The sequence below is a fragment of the Acinetobacter sp. SM34 genome (assembly GCF_022012365.1).
In the GTDB taxonomy this organism is placed as follows: domain Bacteria; phylum Pseudomonadota; class Gammaproteobacteria; order Pseudomonadales; family Moraxellaceae; genus Acinetobacter.
This window is the reverse complement of sequence record NZ_JAKLTP010000010.1, coordinates 62,167-86,387: the sequence shown is the minus strand read 5'-3', so window position 1 is coordinate 86,387 and position 24,221 is coordinate 62,167. Positions and strand designations below refer to the sequence as shown.

Here is a 24,221-nt window from a genome sequence, read left to right as displayed (position 1 = left end):
AATAAGGTACCGTGCAATGAGCACTATGCAACATACAGACGTATTAATTATTGGCGCAGGGCCATCGGGGAGTTCGGCAGCAGCATTACTGCGCCAAAAGGGCTATCAGGTCACGATCATCGAAAAACAACATTTTCCACGCTTTTCCATTGGGGAATCATTACTGCCACAATCGATGGTATTTCTGGAAGAAGCTGGCTTGCTGGAAACAGTGCGTGAGCATGTCGAACAGTTTGCTTTCCAGTTTAAAAATGGCGCCGCCTTCTTAAAGGGCAAGCAGCGCAGTTTTTATGATTTCCGCGAGAAATTTAGCGATGGCCCAGGCACCACCTGGCAAGTGCGCCGTGCCAATTTTGACCATTTGCTGGCACAGCAGGCAGAAAAATACGGTGCAGACATCCGTTTCGGTCATGAAGTAGTCGATGTTGATGTTGCTCCGGAGCATCCGCTGTTAACCGTAAAAGATGAACAGCAAAATGTGTATCAGATTCAGGGTAAATTTTTACTCGATGCCAGTGGTTTTGGCCGAATCCTGCCAAAATTTTTGAATCTGGAAAGCCCGTCTGATTTCCCGGTACGCCGTGCCGTGTTTACCCATATTGAAGATGGCATTCTGGATGATCCCGATTTTGACCGCGAAAAAATTCTGATTACGGTGCATGCCAAAGATCCACGGGCCTGGTACTGGCTGATTCCATTTGCCGATGGCCGTTGCTCTTTCGGGGTGGTGGCAGAGCAGGATTTCTTTGAGCACTATGGCTTTGATGGCAGTACCGATTACGATCTGGAAGCTTTATTCAAGCGTATTCTGGCAGATGAAGAAAGCCTGTCACATGTACTGCACAATGCCAAATTTGACACGCCGGTACGTACACTGGTGGGCTATTCTGCTGATGTCAAACATCTGGCAGAACGCAACTATGCCTTGCTCGGTAATGCCGGTGAATTCCTCGATCCGGTATTCTCTTCAGGTGTAACGATTGCCTTAAAATCTTCAAGTCTGGCCATTCCTCTGGTCGATCAGGTGCTGCAAGGACAGCCGGTCGACTGGATGGAGCAATATGAAAAACCTTTACGTGCAGGCATTCAGGTGTTCCGCGCCTATGTGGAATCGTGGTATAGCGGTGAATTTCAGGATGTGGTGTTTTCGAAAAATCAGGATGACAAAATCCGCCGTATGGTGTCATCGCTATTGGCAGGATATGCTTGGGATACAACCAATCCAATTTATAAAAATGCCAAAAAGCGTTTAAGCACGCTGGCAGAATATTGCCGTGATCCGCAATTACAACACATCGAGATGAACGGTGCCTAGAATGAAACTGAAATGGATGGGGATTTTGCTTGGTGCTGTCCTGCTATGCGGTGGCTGCCAGTCCATGTTGCCTAAAGCACCAGGTCTGGCAACGGCGGCCTGGGCTGCACAAAACTACCAGCGTCAGGATCAGTTAGAAATTCAGTGGAAAGAGCACAGTTTCAGCTTTTTGCTGTATCAGCAACAACAGGGTTCCAAGCTGGAAATGCTGGCTTTGACCCTGACCGGGCAGCAGTTATTCAAGCTCAGTTTTGATGGCCGCAAGGTTCATGTCGAACAGTGCATCGAGCAAATGAAACTGTTGCCATTTGAATTTGTGGTGCGCGATATTCTCTATGCCACCTATCCGAATTTTGCTCAGCTAAAGCAGCAGAATGTCCGTATTGAAACTTCAGCTCAGACACAGAAAGTATTTATCAATCAGCAGCATGTGCTGAATATTCAGCAGCAGGATGATGCCATTGAGCTGAATAATGTACAGGTGCCGTATCAAATGGTCATCAGTCGCATCAATGATGGCTTGGAAAACTCAGATGTGGAAAGTACAAATCTGGAAAGCACTGAATAAGAAGGGATGATTATGGACGATAAAATCACGACACAACATCCTGCAGTGGGCATTCAGTTTAGTGTGGGTTTATCCGCACTCGGAAATACGGCTGAACAGATCAAGCAGGCGCTGACCACACAGCAAAATACCTTGAGCCTGTGTTCAGGATTTATTCCAGAAAAACAGGTTTGGGTAGGCGCTTATCAGCAGCCCTTAATCGAAACTATCCCAGAATTTTTGCAGGACGTGGATTCGCGAAATTTACGTTTTGCCTTAACCGCTTTAAGTGCTATTGAAAGCGAAATTCGCACCTATACTGCGCAATTCGATCGCAAACGTCTGGCGATTATTCTGGGTACTTCTACTTCAGGCATTGCTGACAATGAAAAACTGCTGAAACAGTATTTTAATAATCACACCGAGATTGCAATTGATCATTATAAGCAGGAAATGGGCAGTCTGGCCAAAGGCCTGCAAATGTATCTGGGCTGGGAAGGTCCGGCATATACTATTTCGACGGCCTGTTCTTCTAGTGCCAAAGCCATGGCGGCAGGACAGCGTTTGATCAATGCCGGTCTGGCTGATGCGGTACTGGTCGGTGGTATTGATACCCTATGTAAACTGACATTGAATGGTTTTCATAGTCTGGAAAGCTTGGCTCATGATTTATGTCAGCCCTGTGGCGCACAGCGTGACGGGATTAATATTGGCGAAGCGGCCGGGCTGTTTTTATTGTCCAAAGAAACTGCGCCAGTGATGCTGATGTCAGCCGGCGAGTCGATGGATGCCTGGCATATTTCTGCGCCGCATCCGGAAGGCAAAGGCGCGGCCGAAGCCATGCAAAAAGCGCTGGATATGGCAGGTATTACAGCCAGCGAGATTGGCTATTTAAATATGCACGGAACGGCAACCCCGCAAAATGATGCCATGGAAATCAAAGCCGTGCAGACGGTATTTCAGTCACATGATGTTCCTATCAGCAGTACTAAGCATAAAACCGGACATTGTCTGGGTGCAGCAGGTGCCATTGAAGCGGTGATTTGTCAGCAGATGCTAGCCGATCAATCATGGTTACCTTTGCATCATTTTGGAAGCATCGACCCGGAACTGGACGAAGCCAACTATGTGCTGAATGCGCAGTTGCAACAACCGATAGAATATGTCATGAGTAATTCTTTTGCCTTTGGCGGCAGCAATATCAGCCTAATTTTTGGAACAAAACTGAAATGATGGATGCAGTACAGTTTATCCCCCATGAACAGCCAATGGTGTTTGTCGATCATCTGATTGAAGCCAATGATGTGTTTGCCATTGCGGAATTGGTGATTCGGCCTGAACTGATGTTTTGTGAAGCTGAAGGTTTACCGACCTGGACCAGTATTGAGTTGATGGCGCAGACTATTAGCGTCTATGCGGGGCATAAAGGAAAAATGTCGGGCTTGCCACCGAAAATCGGGTTTTTATTGGGTACGCGTAAAATGCAGTTGCCCGTGCCTTATTTCGCTTTAGGGGAAAGCGTAAGGATTAAAGCCGAACAAGGCTATTTACATGAGGGGCTGGGGCAGTTTCACTGTGAAATTGAATACCGGGAACATCGCTTTAGTGCCATGTTGAGTGTATTTGAGCCGCCAGAAATGAAAGAAGAGATCAGGAAGTCAGTGTGAGTAGACGAATTTTAGTAACAGGCTCAAGCCGCGGAATTGGTAAAGCTATTGCCTTGCAACTGGCACAGGCAGGATTTGATGTCACCGTCCATGCACGCTCCAGACTACAAGAAGCCGAACAGGTCGTGCAGGAAATTCAGGCCTTGGGACAAGCCAGCCATGCACTCTTATTTGACGTAAATGAGCGCGAAAAAGTCATGCAATTGCTGGAGCAAGATGTTACAGAACATGGCGCATTTTATGGTGTGGTATTGAATGCAGGCTTAACCCGTGATGCAGCATTTCCGGCTTTAACCGACAGTGACTGGGACGAAGTGGTTTCGACTTCTCTGGGCGGTTTTTATAATGTTTTAAAACCGCTGGTTATGCCAATGATTCGCCTGAAACAAGGCGGACGTATTGTGACCCTGTCTTCTGTGTCAGGTTTAATGGGCAATCGTGGGCAGGTCAATTACAGCGCGGCAAAAGCTGGCCTGATTGGCGCGACCAAAGCTTTGGCACTGGAGCTGGCAAAACGCAAAATTACCGTTAACTGCGTGGCACCGGGTTTAATTGAAACTGAAATGGTCACTGAAGAAGTGAAAGAACATGCTTTAAAAATGATTCCACTGCAACGCATGGGACATGTTGATGAAGTGGCTAAGGTCGTAAAATTTTTATGCAGTGATGATGCCAGCTATATCACCCGACAGGTGATTTCAGTCAATGGGGGCTTGATTTGATGAAACGTGTTGTGGTCACGGGCATGGCTGGGATTACCTCTTTGGGTGAAACCGCGGAGCAGATTTTTAGTCAATTTGAACAGGGTAAAAGTGGCATTCGCTATATGCCCGACTGGGAAGTGTATACCGACTTGCGCAGCAAACTGGGCGGCCCAGTCGAATCCTATACCATCCCAAAGCATTTTAACCGTAAGGTGACCCGCGGCATGGGCCGAGTCGCCTTGATGTCAACCGTATGTGCGGAAAAGGCTCTAGAAGATGCAGCCCTATTGCATGACCCGATCTTAAGCAGTGGTCAAACCGGGGTGGCATTTGGTTCATCTGCGGGCAGCGTCGATGCGATTGGTGAGTTTGGCAGCATGTTGATTGATAACAACATGAACAAGCTCAATGCTACCACTTATATCCGTATGATGTCGCATACCAGTGCCGTCAACATGACCGTTTATTTTGGCTTAAAAGGCTTAACCTTGCCCACCTCAAGTGCCTGTACTTCAGGTTCCATGGCGATTGGGCAGGCCTATGAAGCGATTAAATACGGCAAGCAAACTGTAATGCTAGCCGGTGGGGCAGAGGAACTCAGCGCTGCAGGTTCTGCGGTATTTGATGTACTGTTGGCCACCAGCAGCCAAAATGAATATCCGGAAAAAACACCGCGTCCATTTGATGCCAAGCGTGATGGCCTGGTGGTGGGTGAAGGGGCTGGCTGTTTAATTCTGGAAGAATATGAGCATGCCAAAGCACGTGGCGCCAAAATTTATGCAGAAATCATTGGTTATGGTAGCAATACCGATGGTCAGCATGTGACCCGCCCAGATTCAGAAATGATGGGACGTTGTATGGAGCTGGCCTTGGTAGATGCGCAAATTCCGGCAGATCAGATTGATTATGTCAATGCACACGGTACATCCACCGATCAGGGTGATATTGCTGAAACCCAGGCCACTGCCCGTGTGATGGGTAAAAAGCCAATCAGCTCTTTAAAAAGTTATTTCGGGCATACGTTGGGCGCATGTGGGGCGATTGAAGCTTGGCTCAGTATCGAGATGATGTCACGAAATACCTTTATCCCGACTTTAAATCTGGATGAAATTGATGCGGCCTGCGGCGATCTGGATTACATCGTCAAACAACCAAGAAATATGCATGCCGAGATTATTATGAGTAATAATTTTGCTTTTGGAGGAATTAATACCTCCCTAATTTTTAAACGTGTCTAACAACAACTAGAGGGTACATCATGTTCATCAAAAAATTAACACTTACAGCTGCATTGTGTTTGGGTGGGGTAGTTTCAGCTCAGGCCGCAGACCAAATGCATGACTTCAACTTTCAGGAAGCGGTCAGTCGTGCCGTTGCTGACGGTACGCTGGACGGTTCGGTTAAGTTTTACCTGGCGGGTACGCGCGCTGGTGGCAAAGTCATTCAAAAAGGTTTGGTGACCAACAAGAAAACCAATGGCTTTGCCAAATCTGCTGAAACGTCATGTGATCATGTTTTGCGTTCAGCCTTGATCCAGTTCCAGAACACTGCCAAGGCAAAGGGTGCCAATGCCGTGACCAATATCGTGAGCTACTATAAGTCTAATGAGACCAAGAGCAGCACCACTTATCAATGTGCCAAAGGCATGGCGGTTGCAGGTGTAGCTTTAAAAGGGGATATTGCCAAGCTATAAGCTTGAGCATTTGAATCTATAAAATGTCTAGTTAAAGATACAGCATTTTGTATTTTTGACTTCCATAAAAAAGCCCATCTTGTGATGGGCTTTTTTATATCTATTCAAAGAAGAATCAATCGAAATTGCTCAGATCGCTTGGATCATTTAGGAATTTCTTCTTCTTCAAATTCAGGTTTAACCTGAACAATAAAGTCCTGACGGTTCAGACCGCGCCATAAGGCAAATGCAGTACCAATATAAATTGAAGAATAAGTACCAACAAATACCCCAATAAACATGGCGACAGAGAACCAGTGCAAACCTTCACCACCCAGGAACATCATTGCCACGACTACAAGCAATAAAGTCATTGAGGTATGAATGGTACGACGTAAAGTTTCAGTCAAAGAAATATTGACTACTTCACGAGGCGTAGCACCGCGAATCTTACGGAAATTTTCACGGATACGGTCAGATACCACGATGTTATCGTTTAGCGAGAAGCCTAACAGTGCAAGAATGGCTGCCAATACGGTTAAGTCAAATGGCCATTGCATCATGGCAAAAACACCAATGGTTACAATGACATCATGGAATAACGAAAGCACTGCACCTAAAGCCAGCTTAAACTCAAAACGGATGGTCACGTAAACCAGCATTAACAGTAATGCCAGTGCTACGGCACCTGCCGAACGAATATAAAGCTCATTACCGACTTGTCCACCGACAGAGTCGACTTTATGGACTTCAGCCGGATTGTTAGGTAATTGAGCGGCTTTGGTGATGGCGTTATTCAGATCTTCTACTTCAATGTCTTGAACGGGCATACGCACCAAAAGATCTTTGTTGCTACCGAGGGTTTGCACTACAGCATCTTTAAAACCGGCCTGATTTAGCGCCTGGATCACTTCAACCTGATTGGCAGGTTGCTTATAGTTCAGCTCGGCAGACACACCGCCAGTAAAGTCCAGACCGAGGTTTAGACCTTTGGTGGCAATAAAGAAAATGCTGGCCAAGGTTAAAAGAATAGAGATGATTGCCGCAGGTTTGGCAATCTTCATAAAGTCTATGATGCGCTCATCATCTGGGCGACCGTATTTCTTTTTCGGTTGAGTCATATCAGTCATCTTCGATCTCCTAAATGCTCAACTTTTTCAAGTTACGTTTTTTGCCATAAATAATTTGCACAATCGCACGGGTTACAGTAATGGCTGTAAACATCGAGCAGACAATACCAATCATCAAGGTGACCGCGAAGCCCTTAATCGGGCCGGTACCGATGGCAAACAGAATAAACGCAACCAGGAAGGTGGTTAAGTTCGAGTCAAAAATGGTGTTATAGGCTCGATCATAGCCCGCGATAATCGCCTGTTTGGGCGAGGCTCCCCATTTCATTTCTTCCCGTATCCGTTCACAGATCAGGACGTTGGCATCGACCGCCATACCAATGGTAATCACGATACCGGCAATACCCGGAAGGGTGAGGGATGCGCCAATCCATGACATCACTGTCAGGATCATTGCCAGATTGGCAATCAGGGCAAAGTTGGCAATCAGACCGAACAAACGGAAGAACACCACCATCCAGATGGCGACCAGAATGAAACCGATTTGAGTCGATAACACACCTTTGTCAATGTTTTCCTGACCCAGGCTAGGACCAACCACTCGTTCTTCGACGAAGTACATCGGCGCAGCAAGGGCACCGGCACGAAGCATCAATGCAAGTTCAGCGGCTTCCTGAGGTGAATCCAGACCGGTAATACGGAACTGGGAACCTAATACTGCCTGAATAGTAGCAGCATTAATGATCACAGATTCTGCATAAGGGGTACGAACTTCAGTTTGCGCACCAGTCACAGGATCTGGAACATAACTGATCTTCTGCTTGTTCTCGATGAACAATACCGCCATGCGTTTACCAACTGCATTACGGGTTGCGTCGGCCATCAGCTTACCGCCAGCGCTGTCCAAAGTAATATTTACTTCAGCACCACCGGTATCCTGGCTAAAGCCACTCGATGCATTTTGTACACGTTCACCGGTCAGAATACGGTTACGGTTGAGCAGTAATTGACGACCGCTATCCAGCGATTCATAAGCAAAAGCTTCTGTACCTGGTGGGAGTGTGCCTTTTACCTGACCTGTATATGGATCGATATACTGGTCATTCAAATCGGAAACGATACGGAATTCCAGGTTGGCTGTACGACCCAAGACACGTTTCGCTTCAGCAGTGTCTTGCACCCCTGGCAGTTCAACCACAATACGGTTGCTACCTTGGGTTTGAACCAATGCTTCCGCTACGCCTAACTCGTTAATACGGTTACGTAAGGTGGTTAAGTTCTGATTGACGGCATAAGACTGAATTTCCTGCTTGCGTACATCGGTATAGTTCAAGCGTAAAGTTGAACCCGAAGCAGAAGCAAGCGCCTGCTGGTTGAATTCATTACCATTACGGCGCAAGAAGTCCATCACCGCTTCACGGTCACTGTTATTGGCAAACTGTACGGTAATGGTATTGTTATTCAAAGCAAGGCTGTTGAATTTTAACTTGTTGTCACGGAATTGACGGCGTAAATCGGTCGCTGAGGTTTCCATGCGCTGGCTGATGGCCTTGTCCATATCCACTTCCAGCAAGAAGTGCACACCACCACGTAAATCCAGACCCAATTTCATTGGTTTGGCACCAATTTTTTGTAGCCATTCCGGAGTGGTTGGAGCAAGGTTCAATGCAACAACATAATTATCACCAAGCCCACGACGTAACACTTCTTTAGCTTTTAACTGTGCTTCAGAAGAGTCGAGACGTAAAAGGGCAGCATTATTGCTAAAGCTGTTGTCATGGCTGGTAATTTTTTCACTTTCTAATAATTGCTCTGCTTTTTGTACGATGCTTTGGTCAATCTGGGTACCAGCTTTGGCACCAGAAATTTGAACAGCAGGTTCATCGGGATACAAACTAGGCAGGGCATATAATGTACTGATCAGCAAAACCACGATGATCAGCAGATATTTCCATGCTGGGTAACGCATCTATTTTCTTCTTAAAATGAAAAAGTCGTGCAAGGGCACGACTATTTTTGATTAGAGATTATTTAATGTGCCTTCAGGCAGAATTGAAATCACACTTGCGCGCTGAATTTTTACTTCTACGCCACGGCTTAATTCAACCACTGCAAAATCACCTTCAATTTTAGTGATTTTGCCCATCAGACCACCCGCAAAAACCACTTCGCTCCCTACACCCAGGCTTTCAACCAAAGTGCGGTGTTCCTTGGCACGTTTCGCTTGAGGGCGCCAGATCAGGAAATAGAAGATTGCGACAAATACCGCAATCATCAAAAGGTTGGTCACCAAACTTGGTTGTTGTGCAGCTTCACCTGCTGCGTGAGCAGTAGAAATAAAAAGGCTCATTTCAATTTCCTAAACTAAAAAATGTATTATCAACTACATGATAAATAAACTGACTTGTTCTGCAATTTACCTTGTCTTTTTCTTCAGCGCAAATGCTGAGAGATTAATCTTCAGGACAAGGCGGGACTTCTAGACCACGACGCGCATAAAAATCCTGAACATATTCATCAAAAGTACCATTATCTAACGCATCACGGATGTCTTGTGTAAATCTTTGGTAATAACGCAAGTTATGAATGGTACCCAGCATGGAACCTAGCATTTCACCGCATTTTTCCAGATGGAACAGGTAGGCACGGGTGAAATTTTGACAGGTATAACAGTCGCATTGTGGATCAAGCGGACTTTGGTCATGACGATATTTGGCATTACGGATACGTACCAGACCGTCTGTCACAAAATAATGACCGTTACGTGCATTACGGGTCGGCATCACGCAGTCAAACATATCCACACCACGGCGAATCCCTTCCACGATGTCTTCTGGCTTGCCTACGCCCATCAGGTAACGTGGTTTGTCTTCCGGCATTTTGGGTGGCAGATGATCCAGGATCTTGATCATTTCTTCTTTCGGTTCACCAACAGAAAGACCGCCAATGGCAAAACCATCAAAATCAATTTCTTTTAAGCCCTTCAATGATTCATCACGAAGATCTTCATACATACCACCCTGAATAATACCGAACAGGGCATTTTTATTTTTTAACACATCATGATGATGGGTTTTACAACGTTTGGCCCAGCGTAGAGACAGCTGCAAAGATTTTTGTGCTTCTTCACGAGTGGCAGGATAAGGCGTACATTCATCAAAAATCATCACGATATCTGAATTCAAGGTATGTTGAATATCCATTGAAATTTCAGGTGATAAAAAGACTTTTGAACCATCAATTGGCGAACGGAAGGTCACACCTTCTTCTTTAATTTTACGCATCGCGCCGAGGCTGAAAACCTGGAAGCCGCCTGAATCGGTTAAAATTGGTTTATTCCATTTCATGAACTCGTGCAAGCCGCCATGTTCACGAATCACGTCCAGACCTGGGCGCAAATAAAGATGGAATGTGTTACCTAAAATAATCTGAGCTTTAATATCTTCTACATCACGTGGGAGCATGCCCTTGACTGTACCGTAGGTACCGACCGGCATAAACACAGGGGTTTCCACCACGCCGTGTTCAAGCGTTAAACGACCACGACGGGCACGACCCGACTGACCTAATTTCTCAAACTTCATAAAATATCCTGAACAAGCGCAAAGCACTGCGTGCAGTGCAAGAGCGAAAAAACAGTTCGCCGCTAAAAGTTCGCTATTTTCCTTGATTACGCACATAAACGCCAGTGTTGTCGAATTTTAACTCGATTCTTTTTGCTGAAGAAAATAAGCTAAAAGTGAGGCTGTGCTTGACCTGCTGAGGGGCATACAGAAAAGATGGTTTTCTGCATGCTGAGGTTTTTATTTATTATAATATTAACGACTTAAAAATTCGGTCGATAGTCAAAATTTTGTGTAGCTGCCAGATCGCGGAAGGGGCGAATGGCTTTTTTACCGAGTGACAGGGTATTGACGATGTTATTGGGAAAAATCTGAATATTGTTATTAAACAGTTCAACATTGCGGTTAAAGATGGTAATGGCAGCACCGACATTTTCATTCTGCTCTTCAATTTCATTCATCATTTTTAGATAAATTTCATCGGCTTTTAGTTCAGGATAGTTCTCCACCACGACATTTAAGCTGTGCATCACTTCCTTGTTCAGGCTTTCAATCCGCTGTAGCTGGGCAACATCGGCATTGTTTAGGTTGAGATTTAAAATATTCTGGCGCAGTTCGGTCACTTTTTCTAAAGTGCCTTTTTCAAAGTTTGAATATTGTTCTACTAAGGGTTGCAAGCCATCCAGAATTTTAATTTTCTGGCGCTCATAGGTTGCGACATCTGACCAGGCTCGAATAGAAGCATTGTGATGACGCACAATATTATTGCGAATCATGATACAGGCCACGACCACGGCAATAATCAAAAGAAAAAAAATCAACAGCCCCATGTATTAGTCCCCTAAAAATCAAAGATTTTTATTTTAAAAAGTGTGTTAAATCACGCTGTAAGCTTTCTAGATAAGGTAATTTAAAAGTACGCAAGTGTCCACGTAATGCGGAAATATCTTGAATTTTTTTTGCCCGGCTTGAGATGCTAAATAAGTCGGCAGGCCCGAGAAAGCATAAGATATGACTGTCTGGATGGAAAATTAAATCGCCCTGACGCTGGGTAAAAAATTCATCCAGCTTCAGCACAAATGCAGGCGTGAGCTGTTTTGCCATTTGCATTTCATCGCTGCCAAAAATATTCAGTTTCTGATTGATTTGAATATCGCTGGTATGCCAGGGAAAATCATAAGGATAATAAAACTCTTTATTGGCCGTGGTGACAGCCAGTCCCTGTGTTTCGACATCAAAAACAAATACACCCCATAAATCTTTATGTACTTCTTTCACTTGTACTTCATTGCCATCTTTATTGCGAACCCGAATTTCATTGACATAATGATATTGAAACACCATTACCTGATGCTGTTTACCTTCCTCATCGGTCCATTGGGTGCTGGCGTAATAGGGAAAGTCATTGGCAATACTGCCCTGATTAAAAACCGGAAACAGGCGCTTTAAATGGGCAATAAACAAAACCGGTTGCAGCGGAACGCCAATATGTTGCGGCTGTTGCTGGAAAGCAAGATGATATTTTTTAGCAATGCTTTGCTGTTCCAGATATTCGATCACTTCATCAATGGGCTTACTTTCTTCGTAACTGATATAAGCCCAGAAAATCATAAAAAAGCCACTGATCAGACTGAGCTGAATCCAGATATTGCCGGGTTTAATAAAAATCAGCAGAATAAAAAAAAGTCCCACGGCTGCCAAAAGCAGCGGTAGAACATTTTCAAACTTGAGTACGATTGGGGCATTCCATGGATGCAGGGCATCCAGAATATCCTGATGCGTTTGCGCCTTGCGTGCGATATCCCAAAGCCGCGCAACATTATTAAAAACCCGTTCATTTTTTTTACGTCGAATATGAATCGAATGTCTAACAGTATCGAGCGGCATGGTCTGCTTCTTTTAATGGATCAATATTAAGGCATGATTTTATCAATCAGCATGGCATCACCATAACTGAAGAAACGGTATTGCGCTTCCACGGCATGATGATAGGCGTTTAAAATATTATCACGATTCGACAACGCCGAAACCAGCATCAATAAAGTAGATTCAGGAAGATGGAAGTTGGTAATCAGACGATCGACTACTTTAAACTCGTAACCTGGATAAATGAAGATTTGGGTATCGCCAGTCCAGCCTTTCAATTCACCGCCATTCGCTTGTGCAGCACTTTCAGTGGCACGGGTTGCAGTGGTGCCTACCGCAATCACTTTATTGCCATGGGCTTTAGTTTCGCGGATTAGTGCCATAGATTCATCAGACACATCACACCATTCACTGTGCATGATATGGTTTTTAATATCATTGGTACGAACCGGCAGGAATGTGCCTGCACCGACATGCAAGGTCACAAAGGTTTTCTGGATACCTTTCTGTTCCAGTTTTTTCAACAAGGCTTCGTCAAAATGCAGGCTGGCAGTAGGGGCCGCGACACTGGCCAGTTTGCTTGGATCATTAAAGACAGTTTGATAACGTACAGTATCAATGGCTTCTGCTTCACGGTTAAAATAAGGCGGAATTGGCAAAGCACCATATAGATCTAAAACATTTAAAATGGGCTGAGAAAACTCAACGATAAACAAGTTTTCATGACGACCTTTTACAGTGACTTTAACTTCATCTGGACCAATGAACAGTTCTGCACCTTCTTTAGGTGAATTGCTGGCTTTAATGTGGCAATGTGCAGTGAATTTGTCCTGCATACGTTCCACTAAAACTTCAACAGCACCGCCAGTGGCACGTTTGCCTTTAAGACGCGCTTTCATAACCTTGGTGTCATTTAAAACCAGTAAATCACCGGGTTCGAGTAAGTCTAGAATATCGGTAAAGTAATGGTCATGATATTGACCTTGAGCATCAAGATGCAAAAGACGTGAAGCACTACGGGTTTCAAGGGGGTAACGGGCAATCAGCTCGTCAGGGAGATCAAAGTTAAAGTCGGAAAGTTGCATCTTCAATGTATAGAAATAAGAAAAACCTGTGCATTATAGGCCTGAAAAGGGTAAAACAGATGATATCTGATGCTTTTTAAGACAAAGTTTTTGATTTTGCTTTAAAAGTGAGCGATTGGTTGATTTAGATAATTGACAATTTCAAGTTTGATAGTAATATAGCCACCACAAGCTAATTAGCTTGCAACACCTTTCCCGAGGTGGTGAAATTGGTAGACGCGGCGGACTCAAAATCCGCTGTCAGAGATGACGTGTCGGTTCGAGTCCGACCCTCGGGACCAGAATTCTAAAGAACCCCAAGCATATTAAGTCTTGGGGTTTTTTATTGCCTAAAATTTAATGATTTAAAAAGTAAGGATATCTTAAAAATAATTAAAGTTGAATTAAGATATTGAAAATTAAAGGGTGCTAATAAAAATATGGCTGCTAATTTAAATTCTGAATTAAATTTAACTCCTTTACTTGAGAAAATATTGGATAATCCTTATGGATTATTCGTTATTTGTATGGTGCTTGGATTAATTTTAATTATTGCTCTTGTATATTTTATTGCACGTTCAGGGATACTTAGTAGTATTCGTGAACATCAAGAATATAAAGTTAGAAAAATTAAAGATGAAATAAAAGATCAAGAAGAATTACTAAAAGATGATTCATTTAAAAGATATAGAGATCAAATTCAATATCATCTTGATGTTACTAAACTGAGTAAATTACTAAAATATTCACATCATGATAAAGATTTATTGGAATATATTCTTTCTTGTAAGGATAGTCGACTGGCAATATTTTATTATGAATCTTCAAATTCTTATTTAGAAAAAGATAATGAGACAAAACAATTTAAATTAAAAAAATATTGTAAGGACTGGGGTGTTAATTGGCTTAATAGAATAGGAACTATTATTTATTTTGGTATTAGCTTGGGGTCATTATCTCCAACGATATATATCTTTTATATATGTATAAAAGCTGGTGAAAGCTTAAATAAAATTCCAAATAGTTTTTTTGTTTCACAATTTTTTCTATTTCTTATAAGTTTGGTTTTCGCTCTTATGCTTTTAAATCCTTTGGTTAAACCTTGGAAGGCTAAGAAGTTTTTAGGGTTAGAAAAGATTGATATACAACTGCCAAAGCAAACTGATGTTTCACTTTAATTTAGGTCATGATTATTTTTATAGATTTATTCTAGATAACTAACTTTCATATTATGTAAATGATACACATAAAAAACCGGCGCCTAAGCGCCGGTTTTTTTACATCACTGACATAGTCAGTGTTGTGTGAACTTAGATTGTTGCAAGAGTAGCATTGAATGTAGCGCTTGGACGCATTACAGCATTTACTTTCTCTTGATCAAGAGCGTAGTAACCACCGATATCGACGGCTTTACCTTGCACTTCTGCAAGTTCAGCAACGATCTTGTCTTCGTTTTCAGCCAATGCTTTCGCAAGAGGAGCAAACTTCGCTTTAAGCTCAGCATCTTCGTCTTGAGCAGTCAATGCTTCAGCCCAGTATTTAGCAAGGTAGAAGTGGCTGCCACGGTTGTCCAACTCGCCAGTACGACGTGAAGGTGATTGGTCATTATCGAGCAATTTACCAGTCGCTTGGTCTAAAGTTTTAGCCAACAATTTAGCGCGAGCGTTGTCTTCTTTAATGCCCATTTCTTCTAGAGAAACAGCCAGAGCCAAGAACTCACCTAAAGAATCCCAACGCAAGTGGTTTTCTTCAACAAGTTGTTGTACGTGTTTAGGCGCTGAACCGCCAGCACCAGTTTCGTACATGCCGCCACCAGCCATTAAAGGCACGATAGAAAGCATTTTCGCAGAAGTACCAAGCTCCATGATTGGGAACAAGTCAGTGAGGTAGTCACGCAAAATGTTACCAGTTACAGAAATAGTATCTAAACCACGAGCAACACGTTCAAGTGTATAGCGCATTGCGCGTACTTGAGACATGATTTGGATATCCAAACCAGTTGTGTCGTGATCTTTTAAGTATTTTTCAACTTTCTTGATCAATTCATTTTCGTGTGGACGGTATGGGTCAAGCCAGAAGATTGCAGGCATGCCAGAGTTACGTGCACGAGTGACTGCAAGTTTCACCCAGTCACGGATCGGAGCATCTTTCACCTGACACATACGCCAGATATCGCCTTGCTCAACGTTTTGCGACATCAACACTTCACCTGTTTCAAGGTCAGTGATGTTTGCAATACCTGCTTCAGAGATTTCAAAAGTCTTGTCGTGTGAACCGTATTCTTCAGCTTTTTGCGCCATCAAACCAACGTTTGGCACAGTACCCATAGTGCGTGGGTCGAAGTTACCGTTCCATTTACAGAAATTGATCATTTCTTGGTAAATACGCGCGAAAGTAGATTCAGGCATTACTGCTTTAGCATCATACTGTTTACCATCAGCACCCCACATTTTACCACCGGCACGGATCATTGCCGGCATAGAAGCATCTACGATGATGTCGTTAGGAGAATGGAAGTTGGTGATGCCTTTTGCAGAATCCACCATTGCAAGCGCAGGACGGTGTTCTTGGCAAGCATGTAGGTCAGCAATGATTTCTTCACGAACAGAAGTTGGAAGTGTTTCAATTTTTTCGTAAAGACCCGCCATACCGTTGTTGATGTTAATACCTAACTCATCAAACAGTTTGCCGTGTTTTTCGAATGCTTCTTTGTAGTAAATCTTCACACAGTGACCGAATACGATCGGGTGTGAAACTTTCATCATGGTTGCTTTAACGTGAAGAGAGAACAAAATGCCAGCTTCGCGACAATCTTCAAGTTCTTTTTCATAGAAATCGCAAAGCGCTTTCTTGCTCATGAACATTGAGTCGATAATTTCGCCGTCTAGAAGTGCTAATTTAGGCTTAAGAACGATAGTTTCGCCGTTCTTAGTGATAAGCTCCATTTTCACATTGCGAGCGCGGTCTAAAGTCATAGACTTTTCACCGTGGTAGAAGTCACCTTCTTCCATGTGAGAAACGTGAGTTTGTGACCATTGTTTCCACTCGCTCATAGAGTGCGGGTGTTTTTTCGCGTAGTTTTTAACTGCAGCCGGTGCACGACGGTCAGAGTTACCTTCACGTAATACTGGGTTTACAGCAGAACCTAAACATTTGCTGTAACGTGCTTTGATTGCTTTTTCTTCCTCAGTTGCCGGGTTTTCCGGATAGTCAGGAAGAGCATAGCCTTTCGATTGAAGTTCCTTGATACAAGCTGTCAACTGGCCAACTGAAGCACTAATATTAGGAAGTTTAATGATATTAGTGTCTGGGTCTTGTGTAAGACGGCCAAGCTCTGCCAGGTTATTCGGTACTTTCTGCTCATCGCTTAGAAAGTCCGTAAATTCTGCAAGCACACGTATAGCTACAGAGATATCTTTTTTGACAATCTCTACGCCAGCAGGCTTGGTAAAGGTCTCAATGATCGGCAGCAGGGAATAGGTCGCCAACAGAGGCGCCTCGTCGGTCAATGTGTAAATGATTTTTGACTTTCCACCAGCCATATATAGCCCCTTGCTTTAGATTGAGTTTGTCAGTGCCGAGCTTTTGGCTCAGTTCTGCGAACCGGTTTGCTTAAATAAAACATTAAAAGTATCGGCGCTTATTTGCACCTCAGCCGAACAGCAATATCATGCATATTGGTCTTTGGCTGAAAATTTGTATACATCAGTGTTGTTCACCAATCCCCCTATTCTACGTGAAATTTAGTCATTTTTCGAATCGGGGCCGGGTTGCCAGCCTCTGATGTGGTACTTCATGCTCTTTACTATATAAGTATTGATTTTGGGTTAAAATAAAAATTAACATATAATTATCATAAACTTAATTTATTTTTGTACTGAAAAAAATGAAAAAATCCAACAGGCGTTTTTTGCCGATTTGTAAACTAATTACTTGCAACATGTTGGGTATCATGGAAATAAATTATCTCGTAGTGAAAAGATACAAATTTCTTTTCGGATCGGCAGCAAAGCTATTGTGGGGAAGAATGGACTTATTGCTATTGCGTAGTGTTCAGCTTAAAAGCTTTCTAGTCACGATTATTTTAGTCGCTGTCATATAAAAAGTGAAAGTGCTACAGATCTTATGGAAAAAGAAGATATTAAGCGAGTGAACAATTGTTCTGAGTAACACTATGGGAAAGGTAGCATCCTAGAAACAAGGAATTATTTGCGTGGATAATTTAATAATCTGCATGCATGAAAAAAGGTGATTGTTCAACTTTTATTGAAGAAATATGGCTATTTACTCTCTATGATTTTTGTAACAGAGAGGCTACTGAAGTAAGTTGAATAATTGACTTCTGCTCTCGCTAAATCTGATCAATTATTCATTAATTAAATCTATTGATGATTCGGGGCGCGTTTACTTGGATCAGTATCCCAATGAAAATCTAGCAGTGTGTTATTTTAATCAAATCCTTATTGGCTCAGGCTTTGAGGTTTCTGGTCAAGTCTGCTTCGTACGAAGAAAAAATTATAAAAAAACTAAGGAGATAATAAAGAATTGGTTTTTTATTGCCTAGAATAGTTGAAGTTTGATGTCGATTTTGAGGTGAAATTTATAGATAAATATTGGCTTAAATTGGCACTTTTTGTCTTTGTTCATTGTCTTCGCTGTGAAACTTTGTTAATAAGGTTAAATGTGATAATCAATTTTTTAAAACAACAAACAATAGTGATTGGATGAATCAAATATGAAAATGCAGTTGCTTGAAATAGGCTCGGAGACTGAGCAGCTTAGCGCATGTAAAATTTCATTATTGTTAGGCGTTTTTACATCGACAAATCAGGTTGAACGTTTTTTAAAGTTTGCCCGGAAAATGCTTGGAGCTGGACAGGCTGTGCTGGCTTTTCATAACGAGCCTTATATCTGGTATTCTTCTCCTCATGGTTTCAAGGCATTCTGTTCGCCATGCGAAACCTATCTAAGCTCTTATTTTGAAGGGCATAATTTTATTGATCATCAACATCATCAATATCCGAATCTGGTGCAGCATATTAGTCAATTTGGGGTGGAAGCCAAGCGTTATCTGGCTTTTGATCTGCGTATCAATGACGGCACTTCAATTGGTCAGGCACTGTTTTTTGATCAGCAACAAAAACTCTTTGATGCTGAAGATATTGCAACTGTAAGTGATTTTACGAACAGCTTGATCCATATTATTGAGCTGAAAGCAGACCATGCCGAACTCAAAGAAATGTATGAGCAGCAAGCGGCACTCAATTTCAGTAAAACCAAGTTTTTCCAAATTATTGCGCATGATTTAAGAGCCCCATTTCATGGTTTACTCGGCTTTTCGGAAGTGCTGGCACAAGAACGTGAAACACTTGATGAATCCAGTGTACAAAGTATTTCTGAATATTTATACGATACGGCACAATCGACTTATAACCTGCTGGAAAGTCTATTAAATTGGGCGATGGCTGAGGGTGGGCGCTTTATCTATCATCCAATTAATTTTGAATTAAAACAGTCAAGCAAGATCGTTTCTAATGTATTGAATAGTCTGGCGATAAAGAAAAATATTCAGCTTATTGACCAGATTGATGAAGGCATTAAAGTCTACGCCGATATCAATATGATCACTTCAATAATCCAAAACTTGGTTTCCAATGCTTTGAAATTTACCCCAACCGATGGCACGGGCCGCGTCATCATCCATGCAAGTGAGTCCGAAGCAGGTGTGCATATTTCTGTTCGGGATACCGGTCTGGGTATGAGTCAGACACAAATGGATCAGCTGTTCCAGCAGTCGGTTACTGCCAGTATTAAAGGTACTGCAGGGGAAAAAGGTACCGGTTTGGGGCTGGTGTTGTGTAAGCGATTTATTGATCTGAACCATGGTCAAATTTCTGTAGATTCTAGGGAAGGGGAAGGCACGACGTTTAATGTGACTTTACCAGCAGCCACCAATGCTCATCAGGCTTTAACTCAGGAACCTCTCAAAACTGAAAAAGTAAAAGTATAGAAAATAAATTTTTCTTTTCCCCTATCTGAATTCAGCTGCTATAACTAGAAAAAAATCAGGCTGAAGGTTTTAAGATGAATGCGGAACAATTGCACAACACATTGCGAGCGAGCCAATATGCAGAACAGGTATTGGGAAAACACAGTGCTTTATTAGAGCAAGATTATGCAGTTGATCAATTTCTCCTTCCTTTAACGACCACGCAAATCCAGAATTTTATTCATGACACGCTAGAGCAGATTGCAGATGAAAGCACATGGATGCATGCCATTCGTGTGCTTCGTGCACGCTTGATGTTTCGCTGGATTTGGCAGGATGCCAATCGGTTGACCGATGTGGTGACCTTGACCCGTGAGCTTTCCGATTTTGCCGATGCCGCCATTTGTGCAGCCAAAGATTTTGCCCGTGCTCCCTTGGTGGCCAAGCATGGTGAGCCGATCGGTTACGGTGGTGCTGTGCAGGATCTCATTGTGGTGGCCATGGGTAAACTTGGGGCGCAAGAGCTTAATCTTTCAAGTGATATTGATCTTATTTTTGCCTTTGATGAACAGGGCGAAACCAATGGCCGTAAATGTATTGACGTACAGCAGTTTTGTATACTGTGGGGACAAAAACTGATTTATCTGCTCGATCATATTACTGCAGACGGTTTTGTATTCCGTGTTGATATGCGCCTGCGCCCTTGGGGAGATGGTTCTGCTCTGGCAATCAGTCACGCCGCTTTAGAAAAATATTTAAGCCAGCATGGCCGTGAATGGGAACGCTATGCCTGGATCAAGGCGCGCATTGTCACCGGTGGCAAAGAAGGGGCAGAACTGCTGGATATGACCCGACCATTTGTTTTTCGTAAATACGTGGATTACACCGCATTTGAAGCGATGCGCGAAATGAAAGCCATGATTGAACGCGAAGTACAACGCCGCAATATTGAAGATGATATTAAGCTGGGTGCTGGCGGAATTCGCGAGGTTGAATTTATTGTTCAGGTCTTTCAGCTGATTTATGGCGGGGCAAAATTGGAGCTGCAAGATCGCCAGTGTTTGGTGAGTCTGCATCATTTGGGGGAAGTGGGACTTCTTGAGCAAAATGCTGTGTTTGAACTGGAAGATGCCTATCTGTTCCTGCGCCGTATCGAGCATGCCATTCAAGCCTTAAATGATCAGCAAACCCAGTCTTTACCGACTGAACCTGATTTACGCAACCGTATGATTGAAACCCTGGGCTTTGATACTTGGGATCAATTTTTAGCGTTACTCAATCAAAAACGCGCCAAAGTCATTTACCAGTTTGAACATCTGATCAAGGAAAAAGAACCTGATCCTTTAATAGAAAGTTTTACCCAATTAGAGAAACAGCTGAACGAGGTACTGGATGAAGATGCCAAAAATCTGGTGCATGAATTCTGGTATGGACATGCGCTGAAAAAATTGCCCGCCAAAGCCGTACAGCGTTTAAAGACGTTTTGGCCGCATCTGATCGAAGCCATCTTGCAGTCGGACAAACCGCAAGTGGCATTATTGCGCTTGATGCCTTTGGTCGAATCGGTCCTACGCCGTACCGTCTATCTGGTGATGCTGATTGAAAGCAAAGGGGCGTTACAGCGCCTAGTGAAAATGGCGACGGTAAGTCCATGGATTTGTGAAGAACTGACGCATTATCCGGTATTGCTAGATGAATTCCTGTCGATGGATTTTGAACTGCCAAAACGTCAGGATCTGGAAGATTCGCTGCGTCAGCAATTGCTGCGTATTGAAATTGATCAGGTCGAAGATCAAATGCGCGTGCTGCGTTTATTCAAAAAATCCAATGTTTTGGCTGTGGCAGCCAGTGATGTACTGGCGGAAAGTCCACTGATGAAAGTCTCCGATGCATTAACCGATATTGCCGAGGTATCGGTTAATGCTGCGCTGAATTTGGCTTATCAAATTACTGCTAAAAAGCATGGCTATCCTTTAGATGCTGAAGAGCAACGTTGTTCACTCGATCATATGGCTTTCGCAGTTGCAGGTTATGGCAAATTGGGTGGTATTGAGCTGGGTTATGGCTCAGATCTGGATCTGGTCTTTATTCACTATATGAGTGAGCAAGGCGATACTGACGGGATCAAGCAGATTAGCGGTTTTGAGTTTGCCATGCGCGTCGCACAAAAATTCATATCGCTGATGACCACGCAAACCTTAGATGGGCGTGTTTATGAAATTGATACCCGCTTACGTCCATCGGGTGAGGCTGGATTGTTGGTAACAAGCTTAAAGGCCTTTGAGCAATATCAATTGAAAAATGCCTGGCTGTGGGAACACCAGGCCCTGGTGCGTGCCCGTTCAATTGCAGGCGAGCCAACTCTGCGCAATAAATTCGAAGCATTACGCTGCCATATTTTGACTCAACCGCGGGATGAGGCGAATGTTCGAGCAGAAGTACTGAAAATGCGCCAGAAGATGAAAGACCATTTGGGTTCTTCCAAAGAGCAGCAAAAAGATGGGATTTTTCATTTAAAACAGGATGCAGGTGGTATCGTTGATATCGAATTTATGGCACAGTATGCGGTATTAGCATGGAGTGGGTCGAATCCTGATCTCGCCCATTACTCCGACAACGTACGAATCCTTGAGGATGCCGCAAAAACGGATCGCTTATCCAGCGCCGATGCGACAGCATTGATTCAAGCTTATCTCCGTGAACGAGCCGAGAGCCATCGTTTAGCACTTGCGAATCAATCCATGCAAGTTTCAGCTGACGACTGGCGCGATACCCGAGAGGTCGTTTGCAAGTTATGGCAAAGATTAATTGATCCAACTGCAATGTCTGCATTGGATAAAAATGACTGTGTATAAAAATTTGGAGTGTGTGCCATGAATTTGGCTGATCGTGATGGTTTTATTTGGCAAGATGGACAAATGGTTGACTGGCGTGAGGCGAAAATCCACGTCCTAACTCATACCTTACATTACAGTATGGGGGTCTTTGAGGGTGTCCGTGCTTATGAAACACCAAATGGTACCGCGATTTTCCGTCTCCAAGACCATACCAAACGTTTGCTGAACTCTGCAAAAATCTATCAAATGAAAGTTCCATTTGATCAGGCGGTACTTGAGCAAGCTCAAATTGATGTCGTGCGCGAAAATAAATTAGCTTCATGCTATTTGCGCCCAATTATTTTTATTGGTTCTGAAAAGCTCGGTATTGCTGCAACAAATAATACAATTCATGCCACAGTAGCGGCATGGGGCTGGGGTGCTTACCTCGGTGAAGAAGCGATGGCGAAAGGTATTCGCGTTAAAACTTCATCATTTACCCACCACCATCCAAACGTGACCATGTGTAAAGCAAAAGCGTCTGGTAACTATACTTTGTCTATTCTTGCACACCAAGAAGTGGCACATTCTGGTTATGACGAAGCCATGCTGATGGATCCACAAGGTTATGTATGCCAAGGTTCTGGCGAAAACGTATTCTTGGTAAAAGATGGCGCATTGCATACACCGGATATCGCTGGCGGTGCTTTAGATGGTATTACCCGTCAAACCATCATTACCATTGCCAAAGACTTGGGCATTGAAGTGGTTGAACGCCGTATTACCCGTGACGAATTCTATATTGGTGATGAAGCGTTCTTCACAGGTACTGCCGCTGAAGTGACGCCTATCCGTGAATATGATGACCGTGTGATTGGTGAAGGCTGTCGTGGCCCAATTACAACAAAAATCCAGAAAGCATTCTTTGATGCAGTTCAGGGTAAAGATCCTAAATATGCACACTGGTTAACTTACGTAAAATAAGTCGATCGGTTAAGATGAAGAGGCGGAACGAAAGTTTCGCCTTTTTTTATTGCTTTAGGCTGTGAAAGGAAACAATACAACATGCATATTGTCTACGTCAGTGATGGTAAAGCGGGGCACCGTTCGCAAGCAGTCGGTTTGTATAAGGCTATGCAGCGTATAAGCAATAGCGAAGTAACTTTTCAGGAAATATCCATTCAGCAATTGCCAATTTTCACGCTGTTAAAAGGCATGTTGAGTCATCAATTAGCGCTGTTTGAACAAAAGCCAGATTATATTTTTGGTGTAGGTAGCCATACGCAATTACGGGTTTTGCTGCTGGGGAAAGTATTCCCTCAAGCGAAAACTGTCATTTTAATGAAGCCAAATTTTCCTTTCAGCTGGTTTGATTATGCCATTATTCCTGAACATGATGGCGTAGCTGAATCCAGTCATGTCATCACTACCCAAGGCGCTTTAAACCCGATTGTCAATGAACAGCGTCATCAAGCCAATCGTATTTTGATTGCTTTGGGTGGTTCTTCTAAACGTCATCAGTGGAGTGAAGAAAAGGTGTTGGAGGCAATTCAGAATATTGTGCAGCATAATCCAAATGCTGACATTATTTTAACCACCTCACGCCGTACACCCAAAGAATTCCTTCAACATTTATCTGCACAGCCTTATGCAAACCAGTTACAGATTTTTCCAGTTGAAGATACGCCGCAAGGCTGGATTTTTGAGGAAATGCAAAAGGCAGAAGCGGTTTGGGTCACTGAAGACAGTGTTTCCATGATTTTTGAGGCTTTAACTGGTGGATGCTTGGTTGGGGTTATTGCAATAGACCGTTTGAAATCTGATAGAATTACCACGTTGTTAGATCAGCTTTTATCGACATCGTCAGATAAATCACATCATAATCTATTGAATTTAAAACTGAATGAAGCAACCCGAGTTGCTGATATATTATTGAAAACATAGAGTT

20 protein-coding genes and 1 tRNA gene are annotated in these 24,221 nt (G+C 43.2%); 13 read left to right on the top strand and 8 right to left on the bottom strand.

The window, feature by feature from the left end:
* The first annotated feature begins 16 nt into the window (after positions 1–16).
* From LZZ98_RS09930 to LZZ98_RS09900, 7 genes are read left to right on the top strand one after another with little or no spacing between them, the layout of a single operon-like run.
* Positions 17–1,315, top strand: coding sequence for an NAD(P)/FAD-dependent oxidoreductase (locus tag LZZ98_RS09930; protein ID WP_237787708.1), 1,299 nt, complete (start codon positions 17–19; stop codon positions 1,313–1,315).
* A 1-nt stretch (position 1,316) separates the two neighbouring features.
* On the top strand, positions 1,317–1,883 hold the full coding sequence (locus LZZ98_RS09925; RefSeq protein WP_237787707.1) for a DUF3261 domain-containing protein: 567 nt from the start codon (positions 1,317–1,319) through the stop codon (positions 1,881–1,883).
* 12 nt (positions 1,884–1,895) lie between these two features.
* Positions 1,896–3,095, top strand: coding sequence for a beta-ketoacyl-[acyl-carrier-protein] synthase family protein (locus tag LZZ98_RS09920; RefSeq protein ID WP_237787706.1), 1,200 nt, complete (start codon positions 1,896–1,898; stop codon positions 3,093–3,095).
* Positions 3,092–3,529 carry an ApeP family dehydratase gene (locus LZZ98_RS09915; protein WP_237787705.1) on the top strand — a complete coding sequence of 146 codons (438 nt, stop codon included), beginning with the start codon at positions 3,092–3,094 and terminating at the stop codon, positions 3,527–3,529. Before LZZ98_RS09920 ends, LZZ98_RS09915 begins: the two co-directional genes overlap by 4 nt.
* Entirely contained in the window at positions 3,526–4,251 is a 726-nt protein-coding gene (locus tag LZZ98_RS09910; protein WP_237787704.1) for a 3-ketoacyl-ACP reductase FabG2, read from the top strand. The genes LZZ98_RS09915 and LZZ98_RS09910 overlap by 4 nt, the downstream gene beginning before the upstream one ends.
* Positions 4,251–5,471, top strand: a complete 1,221-nt coding sequence (locus LZZ98_RS09905) for a beta-ketoacyl-ACP synthase (protein ID WP_237787703.1) — start codon at positions 4,251–4,253, stop codon at positions 5,469–5,471. The genes LZZ98_RS09910 and LZZ98_RS09905 overlap by 1 nt, the downstream gene beginning before the upstream one ends.
* Before the next feature lie 20 nt (positions 5,472–5,491).
* Positions 5,492–5,926 (top strand): excinuclease, encoded by a 435-nt coding sequence (locus LZZ98_RS09900; RefSeq protein ID WP_237787702.1) that lies wholly within the window; start codon positions 5,492–5,494, stop codon positions 5,924–5,926.
* A 143-nt stretch (positions 5,927–6,069) separates the two neighbouring features.
* On the opposite strand, the gene secF is transcribed toward LZZ98_RS09900, so the two are convergent.
* The 7 genes from secF to queA all read right to left on the bottom strand — a co-directional run bounded on the left by secF (position 6,070) and on the right by queA (position 13,489).
* Positions 6,070–7,035, bottom strand: a complete 966-nt coding sequence (secF, locus tag LZZ98_RS09895; RefSeq protein ID WP_237787701.1) for a protein translocase subunit SecF — start codon at positions 7,033–7,035, stop codon at positions 6,070–6,072.
* 10 nt (positions 7,036–7,045) lie between these two features.
* The gene (gene secD, locus LZZ98_RS09890; RefSeq protein WP_237787700.1) at positions 7,046–8,944 is read right to left on the bottom strand and encodes a protein translocase subunit SecD; all 1,899 of its coding nucleotides are present in this window, start codon (positions 8,942–8,944) and stop codon (positions 7,046–7,048) included.
* 51 nt (positions 8,945–8,995) lie between these two features.
* Positions 8,996–9,325 (bottom strand): preprotein translocase subunit YajC, encoded by a 330-nt coding sequence (yajC, locus tag LZZ98_RS09885; RefSeq protein ID WP_086174397.1) that lies wholly within the window; start codon positions 9,323–9,325, stop codon positions 8,996–8,998.
* Between the two features lie 103 nt (positions 9,326–9,428).
* Positions 9,429–10,559 carry a tRNA guanosine(34) transglycosylase Tgt gene (tgt, locus tag LZZ98_RS09880; RefSeq protein WP_237787699.1) on the bottom strand — a complete coding sequence of 377 codons (1,131 nt, stop codon included), beginning with the start codon at positions 10,557–10,559 and terminating at the stop codon, positions 9,429–9,431.
* 242 nt (positions 10,560–10,801) lie between these two features.
* Positions 10,802–11,368, bottom strand: coding sequence for a LemA family protein (locus LZZ98_RS09875; RefSeq protein ID WP_086175490.1), 567 nt, complete (start codon positions 11,366–11,368; stop codon positions 10,802–10,804).
* Between the two features lie 28 nt (positions 11,369–11,396).
* A complete protein-coding gene (locus LZZ98_RS09870; RefSeq protein WP_237787698.1) occupies positions 11,397–12,425 on the bottom strand; it encodes a hypothetical protein in 1,029 nt (342 codons plus the stop codon).
* Positions 12,426–12,451: 26 nt separating this feature from the next.
* The gene (queA, locus tag LZZ98_RS09865; protein WP_237787697.1) at positions 12,452–13,489 is read right to left on the bottom strand and encodes a tRNA preQ1(34) S-adenosylmethionine ribosyltransferase-isomerase QueA; all 1,038 of its coding nucleotides are present in this window, start codon (positions 13,487–13,489) and stop codon (positions 12,452–12,454) included.
* A gap of 194 nt (positions 13,490–13,683) precedes the next feature.
* Here queA and LZZ98_RS09860 point away from each other — a divergent pair.
* Positions 13,684–13,770: transfer RNA gene (locus tag LZZ98_RS09860), tRNA-Leu, on the top strand.
* 138 nt (positions 13,771–13,908) lie between these two features.
* Positions 13,909–14,646, top strand: a complete 738-nt coding sequence (locus LZZ98_RS09855; RefSeq protein WP_237787696.1) for a hypothetical protein — start codon at positions 13,909–13,911, stop codon at positions 14,644–14,646.
* Positions 14,647–14,778: 132 nt separating this feature from the next.
* On the opposite strand, the gene LZZ98_RS09850 is transcribed toward LZZ98_RS09855, so the two are convergent.
* Positions 14,779–17,010, bottom strand: a complete 2,232-nt coding sequence (locus LZZ98_RS09850; protein ID WP_237787695.1) for an NADP-dependent isocitrate dehydrogenase — start codon at positions 17,008–17,010, stop codon at positions 14,779–14,781.
* 1,193 nt (positions 17,011–18,203) lie between these two features.
* On the opposite strand from LZZ98_RS09850, the gene LZZ98_RS09845 reads away from it, so the two are divergent.
* The 4 genes from LZZ98_RS09845 to LZZ98_RS09830 all read left to right on the top strand — a co-directional run bounded on the left by LZZ98_RS09845 (position 18,204) and on the right by LZZ98_RS09830 (position 24,217).
* Complete coding sequence (locus tag LZZ98_RS09845) at positions 18,204–19,478, top strand: sensor histidine kinase (protein WP_237787694.1); 1,275 nt, start codon at positions 18,204–18,206, stop codon at positions 19,476–19,478.
* Between the two features lie 74 nt (positions 19,479–19,552).
* Positions 19,553–22,312 carry a bifunctional [glutamate--ammonia ligase]-adenylyl-L-tyrosine phosphorylase/[glutamate--ammonia-ligase] adenylyltransferase gene (gene glnE / locus LZZ98_RS09840; protein WP_237787693.1) on the top strand — a complete coding sequence of 920 codons (2,760 nt, stop codon included), beginning with the start codon at positions 19,553–19,555 and terminating at the stop codon, positions 22,310–22,312.
* 18 nt (positions 22,313–22,330) lie between these two features.
* Positions 22,331–23,257, top strand: coding sequence for a branched-chain amino acid transaminase (locus LZZ98_RS09835; protein WP_237787692.1), 927 nt, complete (start codon positions 22,331–22,333; stop codon positions 23,255–23,257).
* Between the two features lie 81 nt (positions 23,258–23,338).
* The gene (locus tag LZZ98_RS09830; RefSeq protein WP_237787691.1) at positions 23,339–24,217 is read left to right on the top strand and encodes an ELM1/GtrOC1 family putative glycosyltransferase; all 879 of its coding nucleotides are present in this window, start codon (positions 23,339–23,341) and stop codon (positions 24,215–24,217) included.
* Positions 24,218–24,221: the final 4 nt, after the last annotated feature.